Raw genomic sequence first — 2,538 nt, forward strand, 5'->3', positions numbered from 1 at the left:
CCAGGCCCCGGACGCCCACCCGGCAGCCCCAACCGACACCGCGCACCCCGCCATGACGTCGGTAAAACCATCCACCGCGCCCGCACCCAAGCCGACCAGCAAAAACGCAAAGGTTAAAAATCAAGACCAGGCATGATCGATTATCTCCTCGGCTGTCCAGGAGCGGCCGGCGGGCCAATAGATCATTTCGCTAATGTGCAAGCATCCGGTTCGGCGCGCAAGGCTGTCCAGCCACCAGGAGACCGTTCGTTCGTCGCCGCCACCGGTGGCCAGGAGCGTGCGCACCACCTCGGTGGCGGCGTCCTTGGTGAGCGGATCAGGCAGCCGACCGGACCGTACGTAGTCGAGGTAGTCCTCGGCGGCGACACCGAGGTTCGCCCAACGCTCGCGCACGGCGTTCGTGACTCGTTCAGCGGGGCCCCGTTGTATTGAGCGTTGGCAAGATCGAGGCAGGCTTGAGCAGTGAAGCCATCGACCCGCTCTCGCCCGTGGTTGCCTCCGCCGTCGGCGTTCGCCGGGTTCCGGTTCCCGACCGAGGTGATCGTGGTCGCGGTCCGCTGGTATCTGCGCTTCAACCTCTCGTATCGCGACGTTGAGGAGCTGCTGGCCGAACGTGGGGTCGAGGTCGATCACGTCACGGTCTACCGGTGGGTGCAGCGGTTCACGCCGCTGCTGGCCGACGCCGCCCGATTCTCCCGCCACTCGCCGGGTGACAGGTGGTTCGTCGACGAAACGTACGTGAAGGTGAATGGCGTTTGGCGGTACGCGTATCGGGCGGTCGACCAGGATGGGCAGGTCATCGACGTGCTGGTGAAAGTGACACCCAGCGAGATCGTCACCGACGCCGCCGCGGTCTACCCTGCCGTGCTCGACGAGCTGATCCCGTCCGCGTGGCACCGCGTCGAGCAGTACGCCAATAATCCGATCGAAGCTGATCACAGCCAGTTGAAACACCGGTTGAGACCGATGCGCGGGCTACGAACGGACACGACAGCGCAGGTGATCATCGCCGGACACGCCTTCATGCAGAACCTCCGCCGCGGCCACTACGAACTCGCCATCGACACCCCGCCCGCTCTGCGGGTCGCAGCGGCGTTTGCCGAACTCGCCCAAGCGATCTGACCGCCCACCCGGCACAGGCTTCACGCATCTTCCGATCCCACAACGCAACGGCGCCGAGCGCCTACGAGAGGCCCGTTCTACGCAGGCTGCGTCCACAGTTACCCGCAGCACGTCAACCGTCCCTACGGCCGCGGCGAGCGCACGGTGCGCGTTCGGCGGCCTCCATCGACCTCATCCCTCCGCCCACCGGACACGAACCCCGTCATCGGGCGAGCAGATGTATCCGCTTCCTGCATGCCCGGTTGTCATCCGGTATCGCTCGGTGATGGTCGTCATCGCGGCCACGGCCGCCTCGGTCCGCACCAGAGCGACCGCGCACCCACCGAAGCCAGCGCCAGTCATACGGGCACCGAGAACGCCGGGGACGGACACGGCGATGTCGACCAGCGTGTCTAACTCGGGGACACTCACTTCGTAGTCGTCGCGCAGGCTTGCGTGCGAGGCCGTCATGAGCAAGCCGAACGTGTCGGCGTCTGTTGACCGCAACGCGTCAACGGCGTCGAGCACCCGCTGGTTCTCTGTGATCACATGCCGTGCTCGCCGCAGCTCGACGTCCCCGAGCAGTTGCTGTACGTCGGCCAGTAGCTTTGGGTTGACATCGCGCAGTGCCTTCAGGTCCGGCTCGATTGAGCTGAGCGTGCCGAGTGCCGACTCGCACTCGGCGCGTCGACGGTTGTAGGCGGAGGTCGCCAGCGTCCGGGAGACCCCGCTTTCGAGGACCAAGACGCGGACGTCCTGCGGAAGCGGCACGGGCTCGATGCCGAGAGTCCGACAGTCGATCAACAGCGCCTGTCCGGCAACGCCGCCCGCGACGGCGAGTTGATCCAGGATTCCGCTCTGCACACCGACGATCTCGTTCTCCACCCGCTGTCCTAGCTGGGCAAGCGCGACACGGTCGATTGGCTGTCCGGCCAATGTCATCAGCCCGGCGGCGATGCCCAGCTCCAGCGATGCGGACGACGACAGACCCGCCGCGACCGGCAGGTCACCGCCGATCAGGATGTCGGCGCCGTCCAGGTCGCAGCCCGCCTCGCCCAGTAGCGCCGCCACGCCCCGTACGTAGCGGGTCCACTCGGGTCCTTCCTGGGGACGCAGCTGGTCAAGCGACACCTGATCCTCGGTCCCGAAACGCGGCGCGGCTACCCGCAACGTGCGGTCGTTTCGCCGACGCATCGCGAAGTCGGTACCCATGTCCAGTGCGATAGGAAGAGCCCAGCCGTCGTTGTAGTCGGTGTGTTCGCCGAGGAGGTTGACCCGGCCCGGCGACCGCACGATCAGGTCGGGAGGGGCGCAGGGCCCCGGCGTTGTTTCGTATTGTCCGGTTATGTAATGAAAACGCTGATGTTGAGGGCTGGATAGCAGGCGAGCACGACTTCTGCTGATCTTTCGGGTGCCTAGCCAGAAAGATCCACTCAG

3 protein-coding genes are annotated in these 2,538 nt (G+C 65.9%); 1 reads left to right on the plus strand and 2 read right to left on the minus strand.

Going from position 1 to position 2,538, the window contains the following annotated elements; genetic code table 11:
- Positions 1 to 120: 120 nt before the first annotated feature.
- Positions 121 to 393, minus strand: coding sequence for a hypothetical protein (locus ABGB16_RS33445; protein WP_347672051.1), 273 nt, complete (start codon positions 391 to 393; stop codon positions 121 to 123).
- 99 nt (positions 394 to 492) lie between these two features.
- Between ABGB16_RS33445 and ABGB16_RS33450 the strand changes: the two genes are divergently transcribed.
- Entirely contained in the window at positions 493 to 1,122 is a 630-nt protein-coding gene (locus ABGB16_RS33450; RefSeq protein WP_347672053.1) for an IS6 family transposase, read from the plus strand.
- Between the two features lie 171 nt (positions 1,123 to 1,293).
- Here ABGB16_RS33450 and galK read toward each other — a convergent pair.
- The coding region (gene galK / locus ABGB16_RS33455; RefSeq protein ID WP_347672052.1) for a galactokinase at positions 1,294 to 2,538 on the minus strand (1,245 nt) is incomplete at its 5' end.

Origin of the sequence: Micromonospora sp. B11E3, from assembly GCF_039871625.1 — a bacterium.
Classification (GTDB): domain Bacteria; phylum Actinomycetota; class Actinomycetes; order Mycobacteriales; family Micromonosporaceae; genus Micromonospora.